Origin of the sequence: Nocardiopsis alba DSM 43377 (assembly GCF_000341225.1) — a bacterium.
GTDB lineage: Bacteria > Actinomycetota > Actinomycetes > Streptosporangiales > Streptosporangiaceae > Nocardiopsis > Nocardiopsis alba.
In genome coordinates this window covers 176,147-195,977 of sequence record NZ_ANAC01000011.1, presented here as the reverse complement: position 1 = coordinate 195,977, position 19,831 = coordinate 176,147, and the positions used below count along the sequence as shown (strand labels likewise).

Annotated in this window: 8 protein-coding genes and 1 tRNA gene; 3 read left to right on the top strand and 6 right to left on the bottom strand. The window is 70.3% G+C overall.

Annotated elements, in window-relative coordinates; all coding sequences use genetic code 11:
- The first annotated feature begins 4 nt into the window (after nt 1-4).
- Nucleotides 5-91, top strand: a tRNA-Ser gene (locus D451_RS0110695).
- An 82-nt stretch (nt 92-173) separates the two neighbouring features.
- Here the strand turns inward: D451_RS0110695 and D451_RS0110690 are convergent.
- Both D451_RS0110690 and D451_RS28790 read right to left on the bottom strand, forming a co-directional pair.
- The gene (locus D451_RS0110690) at nt 174-428 is read right to left on the bottom strand and encodes a hypothetical protein (RefSeq protein WP_017534392.1); all 255 of its coding nucleotides are present in this window, start codon (nt 426-428) and stop codon (nt 174-176) included.
- Nucleotides 425-1,273 carry a hypothetical protein gene (locus tag D451_RS28790; RefSeq protein WP_017534391.1) on the bottom strand — a complete coding sequence of 283 codons (849 nt, stop codon included), beginning with the start codon at nt 1,271-1,273 and terminating at the stop codon, nt 425-427. The genes D451_RS0110690 and D451_RS28790 overlap by 4 nt, the downstream gene beginning before the upstream one ends.
- 281 nt (nt 1,274-1,554) lie before the next feature.
- On the opposite strand from D451_RS28790, the gene D451_RS0110680 reads away from it, so the two are divergent.
- A complete protein-coding gene (locus tag D451_RS0110680; protein WP_017534390.1) occupies nt 1,555-1,944 on the top strand; it encodes a DUF2267 domain-containing protein in 390 nt (129 codons plus the stop codon).
- An 84-nt stretch (nt 1,945-2,028) separates the two neighbouring features.
- Here the strand turns inward: D451_RS0110680 and D451_RS0110675 are convergent, their stop codons facing one another.
- On the bottom strand, nt 2,029-2,832 hold the full coding sequence (locus D451_RS0110675; protein ID WP_017534389.1) for an aminotransferase class IV family protein: 804 nt from the start codon (nt 2,830-2,832) through the stop codon (nt 2,029-2,031).
- A gap of 25 nt (nt 2,833-2,857) precedes the next feature.
- Between D451_RS0110675 and D451_RS0110670 the strand changes: the two genes are divergently transcribed.
- Nucleotides 2,858-3,241: a MerR family transcriptional regulator gene (locus D451_RS0110670; protein WP_241463314.1), complete on the top strand. Its 384-nt coding sequence runs from the start codon at nt 2,858-2,860 to the stop codon at nt 3,239-3,241.
- A 37-nt stretch (nt 3,242-3,278) separates the two neighbouring features.
- Here the strand turns inward: D451_RS0110670 and D451_RS0110665 are convergent, their stop codons facing one another.
- The 3 genes from D451_RS0110665 to D451_RS27880 form a co-directional block, all read right to left on the bottom strand.
- The gene (locus D451_RS0110665; protein WP_017534387.1) at nt 3,279-6,563 is read right to left on the bottom strand and encodes a right-handed parallel beta-helix repeat-containing protein; all 3,285 of its coding nucleotides are present in this window, start codon (nt 6,561-6,563) and stop codon (nt 3,279-3,281) included.
- Between the two features lie 94 nt (nt 6,564-6,657).
- Complete coding sequence (locus D451_RS28175; RefSeq protein ID WP_026124975.1) at nt 6,658-8,277, bottom strand: hypothetical protein; 1,620 nt, start codon at nt 8,275-8,277, stop codon at nt 6,658-6,660.
- 92 nt (nt 8,278-8,369) lie between these two features.
- Nucleotides 8,370-19,829: a WXG100-like domain-containing protein gene (locus D451_RS27880; protein ID WP_020379953.1), complete on the bottom strand. Its 11,460-nt coding sequence runs from the start codon at nt 19,827-19,829 to the stop codon at nt 8,370-8,372.
- Between the last annotated feature and the right edge of the window lie 2 nt (nt 19,830-19,831).

The window sequence follows — 19,831 nt, the reverse complement described above, 5'->3', positions numbered from 1 at the left end:
GCCAGGAGGATTCGCCTAGAGGCCTAGGGCGCCGCACTGCTAATGCGGTTGGGGGGCAACCCCCTCATGGGTTCAAATCCCATATCCTCCGCCGGTCAGAAGGGGTTCCTGCCCACGTGGTAGGGACCCCTTCGTCGTGTCCGGCCCGGCTGCGCGCGAATGAGCGTTCCCGCTCACTCCTCCTCGATGCCCTCCTTGGGCGTGCGGAGTCGCGCGGCGAGCCGGTAGTCGACGCGCACGTCCTCGTAGACCACCCCGGTCTCGACGGGACGGGGCAGACCCGAGCGGTCGCCGCTCACGGTGCCCTCGGCCCCCGGTTCTCCCCCGTAGCGGGACTCGACCTTCGATGTCTCATGGAACGTCAGTTCGTCCGCGGAGAGCGACGCGCCGATCTCCACGTCGTACTCGGACGGTCTCCGGGTGTTCACTTTCCGCCCCCGCTCTTGCCGCCGGAGCGTCCGGTCTTCCGTTTCGCCGTGCTCCCGGCGTTCTTGCCGGCCTCCTCTGCCACACCGCGGGCCGCCTTCGAGGCGTTCTTCGCGGTGTCCCCGGCGCCCTCGCCGACGTCCTTCACCGCGTTCTCGGCACCCTCTCCGACGTCCTCCACGGCGCTCCCTGCGCCTTCGCCGACGTCCTTCACGGCGGTGCCCGCGCCTTCGCCGACGTCCTTCACCGCGCCTCCGGCGCCCTCGCCCACTTCCTTCACCGCGCTTCCGGCGCCCTCACCGACGTCCTCCACGGCGTTCCCGGCACCCTCACCCAAGGCCCCGACGGCGCGGCCCGTGCCGCCCGCCACCTCTTGGATCCCGGCCCCCACACCCCGGGTCACCTGCTCCAGGATCTGCGGGTTCGCGTCGATGGTCTGGAGGACACGGGCGATGATCTCCCGAACGTTGTCGAGCCTGACCTTCAGCAGCGCCTGGGCCTCGACCCCCTTGATGCCGAGGTGGACGCGGCCCAGGCCCACGTCCGCCCCCACCTTCAGGTTGAGCAGGTCCAGCACTTCGGCCTGGAGTGAGACGGAGGCCGCCAGGTTCTCGACCTCCAGCTCGATCTCGTCGACCTTCAGGGTGGGGACGTCGAGGAGGACGTCGGTCTCCCCACCGTCTCCCGAGGCGCCGACGGGCTCGGGGGCGTTCTCCGGCCTCTCCGGGCGTGTGTTCTCCGGGTTCTCCGTGTTCTGGTCCGGCCCGCGTTCCTTCGCGGAACCCCCGGTTCCCTCGCTCTTGGTCCGGCTTCCGGTCTTACCGGTCTTCGGAGTGTTCTGGTCCACCTTCCCCGCACCCTTCCGCGTGGTCCGACACACCCCGCGGTATCCACGCCCTCCCGGGAATGTGTCGCGTCCGACCGGCCGCGACCCGGACCCCCGTACCGGATGTCCGGTTCGTTGCCGTTCACGAATATCGAGGGCGTGTCCGCCCCATGTACCCGAGCTCGGCTCCGGGAAACGATCCTTCCTGGTGAGAGCCGGTTTCCAGGGGTCCGTGATTCACCGGGCGTCCGTGGGCAGGGTGTTCATCGAAGGCACTCGCAGTCCACGCACGAGGGGGAACGATGCGCTGCGACGAGTTCCTGGCCGAGGTCCGTGACGTCGGGGAGTACGAGGACCAACGCGAGGCCGAACAGGTGACCCGCGCCGTGTTCTCGGTCCTGGCGGAACGGCTGCCGGGCTCCACGCTCGACCATCTGGCCGCTCAGATCCCGGAGCCGCTGGACGAGGCTCTCGACCCCGGTGACCGGCTGGAGGCCGAGCCGTTCGGGGTGGAGGAGTTCTACGTCCGCGTTGCGGAGGAGACCGGGGCCCGGCCTCTGACCGCGCGCCAGGATTCCGGCGCGGTGCTGAGCACCGTGGCCAAGTCGGTGTCGGGGGGTGAGCTGAACCAGGTCCTGAGCCACCTGCCCTCGGGATACGCGGTGATGTTCGGCAAGCCCGATCTGGCCTGAACGGGGAGGTGGTCGGCGCCGAGGCGGTACCCCGGCCGCGAAGGGGCCCTGCCCACGTGGCGTGGGCCCCTCCGTCGTTCTCCGTCACAACCGGACGGGCGACTCGGACGCGAAGGCCTCGTGCAGGAGCTTCGCGAAGGTCGGGTCCTCCGACAGGTTCCGGTCGCCGACGCGCGACACCGGGATCGCCGGACTCCAGGAGTTCATGACCACGGCGGCGAGCTCGGCGGAGAGATCCTCCTTGCGCACCTCCCGACGCAGGCGGGGGACGCCCATGGCCTCAAGTCTCCGGTCGAGGATCCTCATGGTGATCCCGGTGAGCATGTCCGCCTCGGGCCAGATGACGGACTCCCCGTCCCAGAACGCCAGGTTCCAGATGGTCGCCTCGCTCAGCCGCCCTTGGCGGTCCTCGAAGGCGGCGTCGTCGAACCCTCGATCGTTCGCCAGCCTCAGGTAGTGGGTCTTGGCGATCTCACCGACGTGCTTGATCTCGGGGAGTTCCCGTTCATGCCGGGCGACGTCCAGGGCGAGCGGGCCCTCGGGCGGTGTCGCCGGGTCCGTGACCTTCACCAGCATGTCCAGCCCCGCGTCGGGGTCGGCCGCCTGGAACTCCCCGGAGCGCGACGTGACGTAGGCGGTCACCGTGGCATCCGGTGTCGCGTTCTCCACCGCCGAGCGCAGGTATCCGAGCACCGTGTCGTCGGACAGGTGACGGCCGAAGAGCCGGTCGCTGGCCGTACGCAGGCGGTCGAGGTGGAGGTCGAGCCCCCGCACCGCGCCGTCGCGCACCTGCATGGCGGTGAAGTGGACATAGCCTGCGAAGGCCATCGGGGCGAGGTCCTGGGCGGTGGCCTCACGGTCGTTGATTCGCGTGATCGAGTTCGTCATACGGGGACTGTAGGAGTTGACACCAGTGACAAGTGCAAGTCGGGACGAGATGGACCTTCTCCGAGTCGGTGATCTCTCCGAACTGACCGGGGTGAACACCCGCCTGCTCCGCTACTACGAGAACCAGGGGCTCATCCGCGCCGAGCGGTCCACCGGGGGCCATCGGCTCTTCGACCCGGCGGTGGTCGAGCAGGTCCGCAGTGTCCGTCTGCTCTTGGCCGCCGGGCTGCCGACCCGCGTCATCGGCGAGCTCCTGGAGTGCATCAACGACCCGGACCGGTTCGAACCGTGCGCCGTACCCACGCTGATGGAGCACCTGGTGGACTACGACGAGCGGATCGCGAGCCTGGTCGGCACGCGGGACACCCTCCAACGACTGATCGACGCCTCGACCGGCGCCCGGGCGTGACGTCCACCCGCTCGGGGCGGGTGGACGTCGGGGAGGGTCAGGGCACGTCGGCGGGGGTGAGCAGGGTCAGGTCCTCGCGCGTGGGATCGGTCAGGGCGATGGTCCGGCCCGCCTGTCGGGTGATCATGCGTTCCAGGACCTGGCGCGCGTACCGGGCGTTACCGAAGGACTCGGTGCGCGGGACCCCGGCGAAGTGCTCGCCCAGCGCGGCGGCGGTCTCGTCCGGGACGGTGAACCCGCCGGCCGTGGCCATACCGCCCACGATGGAGACCAGTTCCTCGTCGGAGTAGTCCTCGAACCGGACGTGGTGGGAGAAGCGCGAGGCGAGTCCCGGGTTGGAGTCGAGGAAGCGTTGCATCTCCGCGTTGTACCCGGCGACGATCACGACCACCTCGTCGCGGTGGTCCTCCATCAACTTGACCAGGGTGTCCACGGCCTCCTGGCCGAAGTCGCCGTTGGCCCCGACCGGGGTGAGGGTGTACGCCTCGTCGATGAACAGCACGCCGCCGCGCGCCTTCTCGAAGGTCTCCAGGGTGAGCTGGGCGGTGTGTCCGATGTAGCGTCCGACCAGGTCGGCGCGGGCCGCCTCGACCACGTGCCCCTGCGGGAGCACGCCCAGGGCGTGCAGCAGTCGACCGTAGAGTCGGGCGACGGTGGTCTTACCGGTACCCGGAGGGCCCGCGAAGACCAGGTGGTGGCTGAGGGTCGGGGCGGGCATCCCGATCGCCCTCCGACGCTCGGCGGCGACCAACACGTTGACCAGGTCGTTGACGGTGGACTTGACGTCGGACAGGCCGGTCAGCGCGTCGAGTTCGGCGCGCAGGCTCGCGACGTCGTCCCCGCCGGGCCCGGAGGCCTGCGCGGCGACGGCCCCCAGGTCGTCGGGGGTGAGGATGGTGAGTTCGGCGGGGTCGGCGGGCGGGTCCTCTCCGAGCCGGTGCGCCTGGCGGTCCACCATCTCCTCGAAGACCTTGCGGGCCTCACGGCCGTTACCGAACGCCGGGCCCTTGGGCAGGGCCTCGAAGTGCTGGAGCAGCAGCGGGCGCAGGTCCGGGGAGAGCGTGTACCGGTGGACGGAGCCCAGACGCTCGACGATGCTCACCAGTTCCTCGGCCTGGTAGTTGGGGAAGGTGATGGTCCGCGCGAAACGCGAGGCCAGGCCGGGGTTCGAGGAGAGGAACCCCTCCATCTCGGCCGCGTATCCGGCGACGATCACGACCACCTCGTCGCGGTGGTCCTCCATCAGCTTGACCAGGGTGTCGATGGCCTCCTGGCCGAAGCCCCCGTTGTCCTCGGAGGAGAGCGTGTAGGCCTCGTCGACGAACAGCACGCCGCCGCGGGCCTTCTCGAACACCTCGGTGGTCTTGATGGCGGTGGCGCCGACGTACTGACCGACCAGGTCCGCGCGGGCGGCCTCGACGACGTGCCCGTAGCGCAGGACGTCCAGGTCGGCCAGGACCCGACCGTAGAGGCGGGCCACGGTCGTCTTACCGGTGCCCGGGGGGCCCGCGAAGACCAGGTGGCGGGCGACCGGCGGTGAGGGGAGCCCCATCTCGGCGCGGTGGCGGGCCATCTTGTTCCGGTTGATGAGGGTGGTGACCTCGTCCTTGACGCTGTCCAGACCGATGAGGGCTTGGAGCTCGGCCAGCGGCCCCTTCTCCTCGTCGTCCTCGGGGTCGTCGGTGGTTGCCCCGCCCGATACGGCGTCGGCGGGAACGGCGTCCGGTCCGTACAGATCCTCGGCCTGGTTGCCCTCGCTGGTCAGCGCGTTCACCTGGATGTCGGCGTCGGCGACGGTCTGGCGCAGCCCCGCTCGGGCGTTGGCGCGCACCGTGCACCCGTCGAGGACGACGTTCTCGCCGCTGCCGACGAGCACTCCGTCTCCGCCGTTGCCCACCAGTTCGCAGGAGCGCAGCACGGCTCGGCCGCCGGCCGCCACCAGGACGCCGTTGCGGGTGTTCTCGTGCGAACGCACGCGCAGTGCGGTGATCTCTCCTTCGGCGTGGACGGCCACACCGTCTCCGCCGCATTCGGAGGCCTCGCTGTCGCGCAGGTCGAGCACGGCGCCTCCGGTGGCGGCGAGGCCGTTCTCCCTGGCGTCGATGACGCGTACCCCGCTCAGGGAGGCCCGGGCCCCGGCCGCCGCGTACACGCCGGTCCGGCGGGGGCGGGAGACCTCGAAGTCCTCGACTCGACCGCCGCCTCCCTCCCAGCGGACACCGTGGCCGCGTGCCCCGGTGACCGTGCCGTTGCGGAGGAAGGGGGCCGCGCCGGAGAGGATCTCGACACCGGTGCCGGCGGTGCGTTCCACGATGACGCGGTCGAACTCGGCGGTGGAGTCCTCGGCGACGTGGATTCCGGCGGCCTTCGTACCGTGCACGGTCAGACCGCTGAAGAGGGTGGAGGAGCGGCCGGTCACGGCGACCCCTTCGGCTCCGGCGTCCCTGATCTCGCACTCCCGGAGGTGGCCGCGGGCCTTGTCCTCGGCCGCGATACCCGTGCCGCCGCTGCCGGTGACGCGGACCCGCTCCACACGCGGGTCGGTTCCGGCGCGCAGGACCAGGCCGCGGCCGGCGGGCCTCTCGATGACGAGGTCCTCGACGGTCACGGAGGAGCGGGTGGAGATCACGACGCCGTCGTCGGCGACCGAGTGAACGCGCAGGCCGCTCAGGCCGGTGGCCGCGTGCTCGTCGATCACGACGGCGGCCTTGGTGGTCCCCGAGACCGTGCAGTCGCTGATGTGTCCGGCGCCTCCGCCGGCCGCGTAGATCCCGTTGGCTCCGGCGTCGCGGATGGTGCACCGACGGACCTCGGGGGCGCCCTTGTCGTTGATGACGACGCCGCTGGTACCGACGTCCTCGATCACGCAGTCCTCGATCACGCTGATCTGTTCGGAGGTGACGACGATGCCGGCGCCCTCACCGCAGCGCACCGTGCAGCCCCGCAGCGCCAGGGCCCCGCTGTCCCGGGCGAGCACCGCCGCCCAGGCGGATCCCTCGACCTCGCAGTCGGCCAGTTCGACCTGTCCGGCGGCGACGTCGACCACCGGGGCCTCCTTGTCGCGGCCGCGCAGGACGAGACCGGTGAGCTTGACCGCCTCGGCCACCGAGGTGACGGCGGTACCGGAGGAGCACAGGATCTCGACGGTCCCGGGGCCGTCGGCCGCCATCAGCGTCACCACGCGTGAGAGCACGAGCTGTTCGTCATAGCGGCCCGGGGCCAGGGACAGGACGGCACCGTCACCGGCGCCGGCGAGGGCTTCGCCGATGGTGCGGAACTCGGCTCCGCCGGAGGGGTCGACCGCGCGCACGTGACGGTTCATCGTCTGTCGTCTTCCTTTCTGTGCCCGCGGGCCGGGGCGGCCCGCGGGCTTTTCCTACTGTGCCGGTCAGGGGTCACCGGCGGCTACTCGTCGGTCAGCGGCACTCGGTCTCGACCACCGAGATGGGCAGCTGCGGGGCCTCGCCTCCCTCGGGGATGGCGCCCCGGTTGCGTGCGCGCAGCGTGAACGAGTTCCCTTCGGGCTGGAACTCGGTCAGCGCCCAGTACCGGCCGCCATCGGGCTTGGTGACCTCGAAGCCGCCACGGAAGCCGCCGTCGGTGTTGTCACCGTCGAACAGCTCGTAGTGCATCGGGACGCCGTTGGCCCAGAGCGGTTCGGAACCGTTCTGCACGAGGATCTTGACCGTGCAGGTGGAACCGGGTCGGTTGGGCCAGAACGTCCACTCCGCGGAGGTCCCGCCACCGTCGGGGTCGCCGCTCACGGACATGACATCGTAACCGTCGACACATCCGCGCTCGGTGTAGCCCGAGGGGCCCGAGCGCCAGACGCCATCGCCGTGCACGCGGTAGCGTGCGCCTTCGTTGCTGCAACCGGGGCCGGAGACGGCGAAGAAGGACTCGGGCTCGGGCTCGGGTTCCGGCTCGGGTTCCGGCTCGGGCTCGGGTTCCGGCTCGGGCTCCTGCGGGGGCTCGGGCTCCCGCCGCTGCTGCTCGTCGGCCTTCTCGTTCTCCTGCTCCCGGGCCTCGGTGCCCTCGGCGCCCGGCTCGGTCTTCGATCCGGCCTGCGCGGTGAGCGGCTCGGCGACCACACCGTCGGGCGCCTCGCCCTCGGCGTCGCCCTCGTCCTCCTTCTCGGCGTCCTCGTCGGAGTCGGTCTTCTCGGAGCCGGGCTTCTCGGACTTCTCGGAGTCCTCGCCCCCACCGTTCCGCTCGTTCAGCAGGATGTCGAGCAGCGAGCCCTTCTCGACGGTCACGCCCTGGGGTTCGCCGGTGACACCGCCGCCCTCGCCGTCGAGACCGTCGGTCCCGGTGCCGTCCTCGTCATCGTCGTCGGCGCCTCCGCCCGGAGGAACACCCTGCGGGCCTCCGGACGAGGGGTCCACGGGACGTTCGGGAAGGCCGCCGCCGCTCGAGCCCTCGGCGCCACCGCCCCCACCGGAGGAGGGGTCGGACTCGGTCTCGTCGCCCGCTCCGGGGAGGACCGGGCTGTTCGGCTGTACCTCGGGGACGTACCCCTGCACGCCCGTGCCCGAGGACGAGGCGGAGGCCGAGTCCGAGGCCAGGCCCGAGGCGGAGGAGGAACCGGACGCCTCCGGGAAGGCCCCCGAGGCGAGATCGCCCTGGAGCAGCATCTCGTTCTGGTGTTCCTTGGCGGCGGACAGCCCGAACGGGGCGGCCACCAGCATCAGGCCGGCGATGGCCGCGACCGCGAGGACCGGGCGGCCCGGACGATAGCGGTCCTCCTCGGCCTTCTCGGCACCGTCGGCGGCCTTGGCCGCGTTACCTCGCAGTGTCAGGGCCGAGAGCAGCGCACGACGGCCACGCTCGTTTCCGTCCACCGCGGTCTCACTCGCGACGGAGGCGGTCGGGGCGGGGGTGGGAGTGGGTGCGGTATAGGGGGCGGTCTGGCCTTGGCCTTGCTCGGCCGGGGCCCCGATGGCGTCCCTGGCCTTGGCCGAGGGCGCCTCCCCCGTCGAGCTCAGCACGGGCCCCGTGCGGTGGGGACCGCGCGGTGCCTCGTTGTTGTCGGTCATTCTTCGTTTCTTCCTTTCGGAAACCGGAGGTGCTCCGGCGTTTCGGGGGCGGCCGCGAAAAGCGACTCGTGTGGAGAGGGTCTGTGGGCCCGTCAACTCGATGAGGACGGGGAGAGGGCCTGCATGAAGTGCTGGAGCATCGCCGGGTCGACGCCGCCGGAGGTGTCCGTGGGCGAGAGGGTCGGGGTGGACGGAGGGACCGTAGGGGCGTAGGCCGGGTGGGTCTTGCGCAGGGCCTCGAAGTAGGTGTCGAGGGTCTCACGGTGTTCGCGCAGTTTGGAGAGCAGGTCGGCGCGGCGCTCGATCAGGCCGCTCAGAGCGTCCACCGTCTCCTTGGAGAGACCGTGGGGGGTCCCCTGGTCTTCTCGGAGCCCCTTCAGCCCCTCCCGCGCCGCCTCGTTCGCCTCCTTGTCCTGGTCCTTCGAACGATCCCAACCGGGACCCTCGGCGCCGAGGCCGAGGTAGTCGCGGACGGCCTCGACCCCGTTGGAGGTGCGATCCGACCAGGCGCTCGGTTTCAGCGAGGGGTCGAAGGACAACAGGTCCATGGCCTTGCGGGCGTTCCTCCGATCCTCCTCCGACCGGTCCAGCCCCAGTTCCTTGTCGACCGCGCCGTTGAGCTCCTTCTCGGATTTGGCCGCCGCGTCCTGGCGGTCGGCGACGCCGTCCCACGCCTTGATGGAGTCCGCGCTCACCCCGCCGGCGAGCTCCTTGACCTGGTCCAGGCTCAGCCAGACGTCGACGGTGGTCGTGGTCGTCTCGGCCTTCGGGGCGTCGGACCCGGTGTGCTGGGCGACGAGCAGGGCGTCGACGGGGAACCGCACCAGGTATCCGCGTCCCTTGACGGGGGCGTCGGCGACGGTGTGCACGGTGGAGGCCGACTGCTTGCCTCCACCCGCCGCCGTACTGGCGGAGCCGGCACCGGTCGTGCCGCCGCCGATGAGGGCCGACCCCTCCTGGAAGTCGGAGACCGGCTGGTCCACGGCCTTCATGCCCGAGAGGTCAGCCCCATGGGTGAGGGCGGTCGATCCGGAGTGGGACACGGAACGCTCGTCGCGGTGGACCTCCGTGGACTCCTTCCCGGTCGACAGTTCACCGGTGGCCCCGATGATGGTGGCGCCGTCCGGGTCGATCTGGGTGAACAGCTTCGTCTCCAGCCCGGGCACGACGAAGGGCCCGTACGGGTCCTTGCCGACCAGGGTCGCGCCGTCTCCCCCGGACGCGTGGCCGAACAGCCCTCTCAGCACGTGCCCGTCCACGGCGGCCCCGAGCATGGGGCCGCGGGACCCCGCCCCGTTCCGGCGGAGGTGTTCGACGGCCTCGGCCACGTTGTTCTGCCGAGAGGCATCGGGGTTCCAGCCCATCGCCTTCGCCTCGGCGATCAGCGCCGCGTCGGCGATGGGCCCCTGACCCACCGCTTCGACCATGGGCAGGATGATCTGGTCACGGCCCAGCCCGTTACGCCAGTCGGTGGCGAAGGAGGAGATGTCCTTCGCACCGTCCGTGGTGGGCGTGAACGGCGTGGGTCCCCGGGGGGTCTCGGTCTGCGGGGGCGGGGTCGACGCCGAGGGGCCGCCCTTGGGCGGGTCGGGGAGGAAGGTCCCCGTCTGGAACACCTCGGTGCGCGGGCCCACGTTGACCGACGAGCTGAAGGCCGCGCCCCGCGAACCGCTTCCGTACCAGTGGTCCAGGGACAGGGTGAAGTCGATCTTCATCGGCGTGGTGGCGGTGATCCCGGGGGCCTTGATCGTGCGCGAGGTCGTCTTCGTGTCGGTGTCGGAGGTCAGCTCCGTGGAGGTGGTCGCGCTCTCCCAACCGGTGCCGGCGCTCAACGTCTTGGTCTGGTAGCGGTCCTTGGGGAAGGTGGGGGCGCCCTTGTCGTCGGTTCCGGTCGCCGCGACGGGATTCCATCCCCCGTCCAAACCGGCGGTCACGCCCTTCTTCTTCTGCTTGCCTTTGGACTCGTTGTGCTCGGAGGACTCCGAGACGGAACGTTCCGAGGACAGCCCTGCCTCGACCGAGTGGAGGTCGGAGTCACCGTCCCGGCTCAGCCCTAGGCGCAGCCAGCCGCTACTGCTGAAGCGCTGCCCGCCGAGCGTGCCCTCGCGCACGTTGACCGGCAGGACCAGACCACCCGTCTGGAGCCGGAGGTTGTCCCCTCGTGTGTAGCCGGCCGAGAGGGCGGCGCGGATGTCGCTCTTGCTCTGTTCGGTGAGTTCGACCCCCTGGTCCTTCACCTGTTGGAGGATCCCGTCCACGGCCGCCTTGGTGTCGATGCCGTTGAGGGCGTATCCGGAGGTCTCGTTCCCGGGGACGAACGTGATGTCCTTCGGGATCTCCCGGGCCTTCCCCAACGCCCCGTCGAGCCCCTCCGGGGAGGGCAGAGCGTTCTTCTGGGCCAGGTCGAGGACGCGGTAGCGCGACTCGGTGGTGCCGGACTCGGTGTCGTCCCGGGTCTGTTCCCGGGTGCCGTCGTCCTGAGTGTTCTCGGACCGATCCCGGTTCTCATCGTTCCGCTCGTTCTCGGCCCGATCCCGGTTCTCCCCGTTCCGGTTCCGGTCACCGCCGTTCTCGAGCGGGGTCTTCGAGGTGGACCCGTTCCCCTCCGTCGTGGAGGTGATCGGCACCGAGACGAAGGCGTTCCACTGGGTGCGGATCTTGCTGTGCACCTGGAACTCGTCGGAGGTGGTCACCTTCACGGTGCTACCGCCGAAGGAGAGCTTGTCCTCCCCTCCGAACGAGTTGGTGTCGCCCTTCGTCGTCGTCTGTTTCGAGGCGTAGGGCGTCGCGCCCGCCGAGCCGCGCAGGCGGTTGTTCCTGCTGTCGCCCTGGTTGAGGACCGCCTCGCCCTTCAGGCCGGCCGTGACGTTGTGCCCGGAGCTATCGCTGCTACCGGTGATCCGGTCGGACTCGGACTTGTAGGTGAGGTCGATGCCGCCGTCGAGCACGGCGTCGGAGGTGTGCATCGACTTGCGTTCGGCGCTGATGTCGACGTTGACGTTGGAACGGCGGATCGTACCGTCCTCGAACTGCGCCTTCAGGGGGAGCCCGCCGTCGTGGACGTCCATCGTGTGGGCGGCGAGTGCCTTGGGCGAACTGAGGACGTTCCAGTGGCCCATGACCGCCTCACCGGAACGCGAGGCGGCGGTGTAGCCGGGGGCGGAGCTCACGGCGTTGTGGATACGGTCCTTGAGCCCGGGCGACGTGGAGTGCTTGGGCGCGTGCGGCAGACCGTCGAGGTCGAGGTCGGCCCGAGAGCGGTGCGGCCGGTTCTGGTCCTGGTCCTGACGTTCCTCGTTCCGCTCCGGCGGCGGACGCAGACGGGTGTCGCGGTCTTGAGCGAACCGGTGGTCCTTCTCGCGTCCCTGCGCAGTGGCGGCCTCGTCGTGCCTGAGCCGTTCCTGCTCCCGGGCCCGGGTGAGCCGTTCCTCGCTCCCGGGGATCCTGTCCCGCGCGGCCACCGACTCGTTCCGGTCGTTCCGGGCGGTCTCGACGTCCCGCGCCGCCTGCCGGGCGTCCTCCGCGGATTCGTCCGCCCGCTGTCGTCCGGTGTCGGCCTCACTCCGCGCGCCGGCGGCGCCCTCCTCCTTCGCGGTCGCCTCGTTCTCCTTGCCGGAGGCCTTCTCGCTCTGGGCGTCGGCCTTGTCCTTGAGGTCCCGGGTCTCCCGTGCCGTCTCCTCCGACTTCGTTCGAGCGTCGTGGACCTCGGAGGACTCGGGGGTCGGCCGTGGCGTCGGTGTGCCGGACGCGTCGCCTTCCTTGGAGGAGGGGCCCGTGGCATCGGCGTAGGCCGATTCGGCGTCCCGGACCGCGTCGGCCGCCTGCCGTTCGGCGTCGTTCAGAGCGTTCCAGTTGTCGAGCGCCCTGTGCCAGGCCTGGTCGGCGGCGTTCCGATCGGGGTTCTCGCCGAGCGCGTCCACCCCGGTGTCGAGGAGGTCGGGCAACGGCGGCGGGGTGCGGCGTTCCCCCGGAGGGGGTGTCCCCTCTCCTTCGGGACGGTTACGGGCGTCCGTCTCCGTCTGAAGCGCGTCGACGTAGGCCCACGCGTCCTCGATCGCCTCCCGCCTGCGTTCCGCGGCGTCCTTCAGATCCTGGGCGGCGTCCGCGCGTTCCCGGGTCGCCTCGGTCCTCAGGTCGCCGGCCTGTTTCTCGGCCTCGGCGGCCGTGTCCTCCAGGTTCCGCGCGTTCTCATCGTCCTGGGAGGCCTTCTTCTCCCTGCTCTCCAGCTCCTTCTCGGCCTGGGTCAGGGCGTTCTCCCGCTCTCCGAGCCGGCCGGCGAGATCGTTCAGACGGTTCAGTTCGGCGCGGGCCTCCTCGGTCTGTCGGCGGGCCTCGCGTGCCGTTTCCAGGGCCTCCCGGGCCGCTTCCCGGGCCTGGGTCGCCTCCGCGTCTCGATCGGTCGTCGGGGTGATCGGGGCGCGTTCACCGGACACGGGCACCGTCTTGGGCCCCTCCAACAGGATCCGAGGCCTCTTCGGATCCGTGCCGGAGCTCTCCGGGGTCACGTCGACGAGATCGGAGTCGGTCCCGAGCCTCATCTTGAGTTCGAGCTCGTAGGACCACGTCTCCAGAGCCCCCTTGGCGCTGGAGGAGGCCTCGACCCCGGCCTTGCGGTTGCCGGACAGGGGCGTCGCGTTCTCGTTCTCGTAGGAGTATCCGCCTCCGACCTCGAAGATGCCCTTGGGCAGACCGGCGGCCGTCGATCCGACACGGGTCTGGATCATCGCCGTGGCTTCGGCACTGTAGGTGGTGGTGTTCTGCTTGCCCGCCGCCTGCGCCGTCGACGCGTTGAGACCGGTGCTCAGGGATCCACCGCTTCGAGAGCCCTCGAACCGCGCGTCGGTCAGCTTCCCTTCCAGGTGGAGGGTGATGAAGTCGGCGCCGTCCCGGTCGTCCTTCTTGATCGACGACGTTCCGGGCATCTTCTCGACCAGCGAGCGCCACGTTCCGGGGGCGGGCGTCAGGGCGTTGCCCAGGCCACCGGTGCGCAGGTGGATCGGGGTGCCGTCACCGATCAGGTTGCCGGTCTCGTCGATCGCCGCGCCGACCATCTCGTAGATCTTCAGCGTGTTCTCGACACGCAGGTCGGCCCCCTGCCACAGCGTCCTCCAGAAACCCCGGCCCTTCGGTTTGGCCCCGGAGGGGTCGGTCACCAGCTCGGGGTGGGCGTCGAAGACCTGCTGGTGGATCTTCTTGGCCGCGACGGTCGAGGGCGATTCACCGTTGGAGTCGCGCAGGCGTCCATCGCTCCATTCGGACCGTAGCGGGACCGCCTCGCTCACGTTGTCCACGCGTTCGCCGTTGAGACCGGGTGTGGTGGGCTCGGTGGGGGTGTCCTCCGTGCTCCGGTCCGTATTGTCCGAGGCCATGGCCAGGGCGTCGGCGGTCGTCACCTGGTCCAGGGTGGTCAGGTCGAACGTGCCCGACCGTACCGTGGGTCGGTCCTTGGACGATCCACCACCGTTCTCGGTGTCGTTCGTACCACCCGTGTTCTCCGAGGCGGCGGTGGTGGTGTTCGTGTTCCCGGTGGTGTTGTTCGTGTTCCCAGCGGTGCTCGTGGTGCCCGTGTTCCCCGAGCCACCGGCGGTGGTGTTCGTGTTCCCGGTGGTGTTCGTGTTCCCGGTGGTGTTCCGAGTGGTGGAGGGCTGATCCTCGGTGGTCGTGACCGTGTAGGTGCGGTTCACCCGGTAGAAGGCGGAATCGCCCTTGCTCCCGGGGCTGTAGATGCGCTCACTGCCGTGTTCGACACCGCGCGTGTACTTCTGGGTGCCCTTGACCCCTCCGGTCACCTCGGGCCCCACTCGAAGGATCGACGATCCGTCCCCGGGGATGATCGTGCCGATGAAGGCGGCCCCCGCCTTGAAGTCCTCCTTGTTGGTGCGCCCCGCGCTGTTCTGGGCGTTGTTGGAGAACTTGTCGGTGTCGGAGAAGGAGGAGTCCTTCATCTCCGGCCCGACCCGCTCATAGGAGACCGGGCCGCCGCTGATCTCCACGTACTGGGTGTTGCCCTTGTCGTCCTGGTAGGGGAAGCGCAGGACCTTCCCCTGGTCGGCCTTTCCGAGGTTGTCGCGCAGGGTCCGCATGTCGATCGGAAGGTCCTTGGGAAGACCGCCGTCGAGGATCCCGATGGTGCGCGAGAAACGGGGGGCCTTGACCGGAGCTCCGGTGCCGTCATCGGTGCGGAACCGCTCCGGGGGCCTCTGCCGCTCGGGGGTGGGGCTCTGGGCGTCCGTGGAGGACCCCTCGCCGTTGGAGGACTCCGTGGTGGACGGGTCGGCGTCCGCGTCGCGCACATGGCCCGCCAGGACCACGTCGACGACATCGTTCAGTCGGTCGGAGAACTCGACCCGGGTGGGCGGCCCCGCCGGCGGCCCCTCCTGTTCGTCCGTCCCCTGCCTCCGGTCATCGGCCCCCCGCTGATCGGAGGTGGTCGTGGACGGTGAGGGAAGTGGAGAGACCTCCAGGACCGCCGAGACGGTCATGTCACCGGTGAAGCGTGAGGGGTCGTCCCCGTCGACGTCGACCTTGCGCTTGTGACGACGTTCCGCGCTCATCTGGAACTCGTTGCCGCGCTGGCGGACCGCGAAGGACGTCTTCAACTTCGGGGCGACCATGGCCACCTTGCCGAAGATCTCTCCGATGACGGTGATGGGGAGCCCGGGGTTGAAGCTCTTACGCCCCTGTTGGGAGCCGGTGCCGACGTCCTTGGCCCGGTTCTCGGTCGCGTTCCCGGCGTTGAGCCTCCGATCGGGGGAGCCGGTGGTGTCACGCCATTCTCGATCGACGGTCAGCCTCACCTCGCCGCGCGGGGGCGGTGTGGTGCCGTTCCCGTTGACGCTGACGCCGGTGGAGGCGTCGTGGACGGGGATCGTGAACACGTCGTCCGGACGGGCACGTCCGCTACCGATGAGGTCGAGGGCGTTGGCGAGGGCCTCGGCGTCCGGCCGCACCCCGTTCTCGGCGAGCTGATGGGTCAGACGCCGGCGCAGCCCCTGAACGTCGACGTCCGGGTTCACATGCAGGCCGGAGTACCCGTCCCCGTTGGAGATGGGGCCGATGTCGGCGAGCATGTCGAGCATCCGACTCGTCTCCGGGGAGACCGGCTTGGGCGGGGTCTCCTCACCGGTGGTCTCAGCGGTCACCTCAGGAGTGACCTCGGGGGTCACCTCAGGAGTCACTTCAGGAGTGACCTCGGGAGTCACCTCAGGAGTGACCTCAGGGGTCACCTCGGCGGTGACCTCGTGCGGTGGCCCCTGCGGCTCGGTCGTGCTCCGGTCCTGATTCGCCGGCCTCTCCCTCTGCGGGGTACCGGAGGACTCACCGGAGGTGTCGTCGGTACCGCGGACGCGACCCTTCCAAAGGTCCTTCAGAGGGTGGCTCTCGGGCTTCTTGCCGTTGCCGCCACCGTTGTCCTCTCCGCCCCCGCCCTTCTGCTTGAACAGGTCGGAGAAGGGCCCGGCCGCGCGATGGTTCCCACCGCTCTCGGTGGTCACCGGGGTGGGGCCGCTCGGCATTCGGGACAGCGGGGACTCCATACCGGCCCCGCGCGCCCGGTCGAGGGCGCCGTCCCAACGGCCGTCCGAGGTCCACTCGCCGACGACGCGGTCGAAGTCGCCCTTCAGCCGATCCGGCAGGTCGGCGCGGACCTGGTCGTCGCCGCGGCCTCTCACACGATTGTCGTAGGCGGCGCCGAACAGGGCGATGGTGTCGTCCTGGTTCCTCGTCCCCTCGGGGTCGAGCAGGGCGGCCAGGTCGCGGTGCACGGAGTTCGGAAGATCGCCCAGCCGTGTCGGTCCGTCGTAGCGCGACGCCCCGTTCACCTGGTTCTCGATCTGATCCAGGTAGTGGTTCAGGATCTGCGGGGGCCTGCCGTCGCGTCCACCGGGGGCGTCCATGTAGCCGCCGACCTCGTGGACCGCGCTGGAGTCCGGTGAGGCCCGGAACACGGCCGGGGGGCGACCGGATCGTTCCTGGGAGGGGTCACGGTACTCATCGTCGAGCCCGACCCTGTGCAGGGCCTCGTGCAACCAGACGTCGACCCCGTCGTCCAGCCGCCAGTTGGCGGTGTCGCTGCGTCCGGGCAGATCCGGGTTGTCGTGGACCCAGGTGACGCCGGAGTGCGGTCGTCCGTCGGGCCCTACCTGCTCCACACGGATGTGGAGCTGGTCGCCGCTGCCGGGCAGCCGGTAGCGCTGGTTGACGACCTCGTCGAGACGGTCCATGAAGTTCCGCCGGGCCGTGTCGGCCTGTTCGGGGGTGACCCCGGGGCCGGTGTCGAAGTTCATCCGGATCGTCAGCTCGGTGACGTGCGTCGGGCCGTCCGGGTCGGGGTTCGGCAGAGGTATACGACGCACGTCGAAGCCGCGTTCGGCGATCGAGACGATCGGATCGTCCTTGCTCGACCCGTGCAGGATCTCGACGCCGTCGGTGTCGACACCGGAGCGGTCCCGGTTCGCGCCGACCCTCGTCGGTTCGACGTCGTCGCGAAGGTTCTGCCAGTCGGTGGGCGGGCGCAGCCCTTCGGAGACGGTGGCGGGGGCGTCCGGATCGGGGCGCGGCTTCGGTGCCGGCGGGGTGCCGGCCGGTCCTCGCCGTCCGTCCCCGGTGGTCTCGGGGCCGCCCTGCGCGTGGGGGGTGTTCTGGGGGGCCATCACGACGGGCGCGGGCCCTCCTTCGGGGTGCGGGGTCGTCCCGTTCGCACCGTCGTTCTGGTGTGTGGTCGCGCCGGAGTCGTCGTGGGTCGACGCCCCCTGGTCGTCGGGGTTCCGGCTCACGGGGGTGTCGGAGTCCGAGGACCGGGTGTTCTCGTCGCCGGTGTCGTCCTGGAACGGTCGGGTCTCGGGGTCCGTGTTCTCGGAGCCCGTGTTCTCGGGGTTCGCGGTCGTCTCGGAGGCGCCCTCGTTCCCGGCCCCGTTCGGGCGGTGGGTGGACGCGCCGCCGTCGTTCGCGCCCTGCCCGGCCGGGTTCGTCGCGGGCGGGGGTTGCGTGTGGGAACCGGTGTCGTCGTCGCGGCCCCAGTCTCCGGTCGTCTCGCCCCGGTCCGGTGTGTTCTGGTTCGGGGGTTCTTGGCCGGGGGTCTCCCGGGAGCCCCGGTCCGGTGTGTTCCCCGCCGTCTCGTTCGCGCCGGGGGTCGCGTTCGGATTCGGGCTCGGGTTCGGGGACTCCTGTGCCTGCGGCCCCTCGTTCGGGTTCTCCCGGACCGGCGCGTTCCGGTCCGGAGTCCCCTGGTTCGGGGGCTCCTGTCCCGCCCCGTTCGGGTTCGGGGTGACGTTCGGGTTCGAGGCCTCCTGATCCGGGACCTCCCGGACCGGCGCGTTCTCGGAACCGTTCGGCTCCCGCACCACACCGCCGCCCTCGGACCCCTCCTGAAGCGGGGCGTCCTGGGAGGGGGGCCTCTGGGGGTCCTGGTCCGGAACCCCCTGGCCCGGGTTCTCCTCGACCGTCGTGTTCGGGTTCGAGACGTCCTGGTTCGACGGATCCTCGTTCGGAGACCCCTGGGGCGGGGTCGCCGGGTTCGAGGTCTCCTCGTTCAGAGGCTCGTGGCCCGGGGTCTCCTGCCCCGTCTCGTCGGGGTTCGAGACGTCCTGGGACAGGGCCTCCCCGGTCCCGTTCGTGTGACCGGCCCCCTCGGGTCCGCTCGGGTTCGACGAACCCTCACCGTCCCCGTTCTCCTCGGTGGGGCGCTCCCGATCACCGTTGTCCTGGTTCTGTTCACCGATGACGGGGGCGTCGCCGGCTCCCTCGTTCTCCGAGGACGTGTTCTCCCGATCGCCCCGGTTCAGGTGGTCGGAGTCGTTCTCGTCCGGGGTGTTCACGGGCCGGTCGGAGGACTGCTCCGAGGTGTCGCCCGCGGTGGAGGACTCGTTCGAGCCGCCGTCCTCGTTCGGCGGCGCGGCGGGGCGGTAGGGGCCGTTGTCGGACTGACCGCTCGTGTCAGAGGACTCGGTGGTGACCTGCTGGGGCGGCGGGGGCGGGGGAGGTGCCGAGGTCTGTGTGGTGTCGGACGACGTGTTGTCGTTCTGGGAACCGCGCGAGTCTCCCCCGCCCTCGCCGGTCGAGGAGGAATCGTTCGACGAGGTGGCGGTGGACGAGCCGTTCGTCGAGGAACCGGATTCCGACGGCGGTCCACCGGCCGGGTTCGAGGAGCCCGGTCCTTCGCCCGTCCCGCCCTCGGGAGCGCCCGTGGTCGGCGGGGGCGGGGTGGGGACGCCGGGCGGCGGGCCGGCGTTCTTCAGTTGGTCGATGAGCAGCAGGCCGCCCTGGGTGAGGCTCTGCTGGACCGCTCCGGAGACCAGCCCCGAGACCCCGGAGAGCCACGTGATGGAGAAGGTCTTCTCGTCGCTGAAGAGCAGGTTGAACAGGCCCTCGCTGAGCATCCCCTGGGCCGCGTTGGCGATGCCCCCGCCGCCGAGCTGCGCCAGGAAGTTCTTCCAGTGCGACCCCACGTCGGAGAGACCATTGCGCACCCCGTTGGGCACACCGTTGGTCAGGAAGTCGCTCAGCTTCGGGTCGATGCCGCGGCCGTACTTGCTCACCACGTCGCTCAGTGCGTCGTTGAGCCCGTCCCTCCCCCAGTGGCGGGAGAAGGCGTCGGCGTAGCGTTCACCGAACTCGCGGGCCTGGTCTCGACTCATCGAGTCGCCCAGGGAGTCGGCGAAGCTGTTCCCCATGTCGTTGCGGAAGCGTTCGGCGTCGATCGGACGGTTCCACCCGGGCCGGTTGTCCATGCCGTAGGGGCGCAGCAGGTCGTCGCTGTTGCGACCCATCACGTCGCCGATGCCCTCGGGCAGCCCCTTGCCGGGACCGCCCGTAGGGAAGTGGTCATCGAGTTGTTTGGTGATGGCCGGGCCGGAGGTGTTGTTGAGCAGCTTGTTGAACTGGTTGGACAGCGCGCTACCGCCGAAGGCGGCGGCGGTGCCGAGGAAACCGTCCAGCATGGCGCCCTTGGCGGCGTCCTCGGTGAGCTTGTGGTCCCACTCGTCGCGGTAGCCGTTGTCGATCTGGATGCGCTGGATGAGCGCGTCCAGCGTGAGCGCGAAGAACTGGCTGATCGCCATCTGCTGGAGCAGTTCGGCGAACAGTCGGAACAGGACCCGCCCGATGACGGTCTTGGTGATGGCCTTGAAGATGGGGATCTTGGCCAGGGAGGCGCCGAAGGTGTACGGCGCCATCGCGATCGCCCAGGCGATCTCCAGGGCCAGCTGCACGAGCTGACCGATGATCATCCACTTCGCGTACTGCACCTGGGTGGCCGCGTTGTGGACGTACTCCTGGAGACCCCGGGCGACCGCCGTGCCCTCGCCGAGGTAGTTGCGCTCCCCCGCCGTGAACTGGTCCACCGACTCGTCGAAGAAGTCCGCCGCCGTGGCGTCGAAGTTCTCCCGCACCTTGTTCTTGATCCGGATGACGAGCTGGGGGAGCTCGACCTCCAGACGGTCCGCGGCGGTGCCGTAGACCTGGGCGAGTTCCCACAGCCGCGTCTCGTCGGCGGTGGGCCACTCCGACCCGGTCAGGACCGCGAACAGGTTGCGGAGTTCGGGGGGCAGTTCCATTC

What these genes read in the sequence shown, in the direction of transcription:
- D451_RS0110680 (WP_017534390.1), top strand. Translation starts at nt 1,555, where the DNA reads ATGCGCTGCGACGAGTTCCTGGCCGAGGTCCGTGACGTCGGGGAGTAC.
- D451_RS0110675 (WP_017534389.1), bottom strand. Translation starts at nt 2,832, where the DNA reads ATGACGAACTCGATCACGCGAATCAACGACCGTGAGGCCACCGCCCAG.
- D451_RS28175 (WP_026124975.1), bottom strand. Translation starts at nt 8,277, where the DNA reads ATGACCGACAACAACGAGGCACCGCGCGGTCCCCACCGCACGGGGCCC.
- D451_RS27880 (WP_020379953.1), bottom strand. Translation starts at nt 19,829, where the DNA reads ATGGAACTGCCCCCCGAACTCCGCAACCTGTTCGCGGTCCTGACCGGG.
- D451_RS0110665 (WP_017534387.1), bottom strand. Translation starts at nt 6,563, where the DNA reads ATGAACCGTCACGTGCGCGCGGTCGACCCCTCCGGCGGAGCCGAGTTC.